This is a genomic window from Ruegeria sp. CE9 (genome assembly GCF_056537425.1).
On record NZ_JBQFRO010000143.1, the window covers coordinates 1 to 516 of the forward strand.

The 516-nt window shown below is 48.6% G+C and carries 1 protein-coding gene and 1 pseudogene; both read left to right on the plus strand.

Features of this window, described 5'->3' with window-relative positions; all coding sequences use genetic code 11:
• Nucleotides 1–247, plus strand: a pseudogene (locus tag ACR0B3_RS24550) (ABC transporter permease); the annotation flags it as partial.
• Nucleotides 248–279: 32 nt separating this feature from the next.
• Nucleotides 280–516 (plus strand): dihydroxyacetone kinase subunit DhaK (locus ACR0B3_RS24555; RefSeq protein WP_480811317.1); only part of this gene is annotated, 237 nt, incomplete at its 3' end.

The window sequence follows — 516 nt, forward strand, 5'->3', positions numbered from 1 at the left end:
CTACGGATCTTCGTATCTATTGCTTGCTGTGTTGATAGCCGTGTTAGGCGGGATCAACCCATATGGCGGCTACGGACGAGTGATTGGCGTCGTCCTTGCCGTACTATCAATGCAATTTCTATCAAGTGGCCTCAATATGCTGCAAGTCTCGAACTTTGCGCGTGAGTTTATATGGGGGGCGCTATTAATCTTGGTCATGGTTATCAACACCTATTCAAGCCGTTTTTCGACCAACAGCGGAAGATAACCATCAAACGAAAATATGCTAAGGAGAGCGAAATGAAAAAAATTCTTAACGACCCTAAAGACTACGTCGATCAAATGCTAGCTGGGCTCGTTGCCGCTCACCCTGAATATTACAGCTTGTACGGAGATTCCGGTAAGGTTGTGGCGCGGGCTAAAAAAGCTGGTAATGGAAAAGTTGGCATAGTCACGGGCGGCGGTTCGGGACACTTACCAGTGTTTACCGGTTATGTGGGCACTGGCTTATTGGACGCTTGCGCGATCGGCGACGTC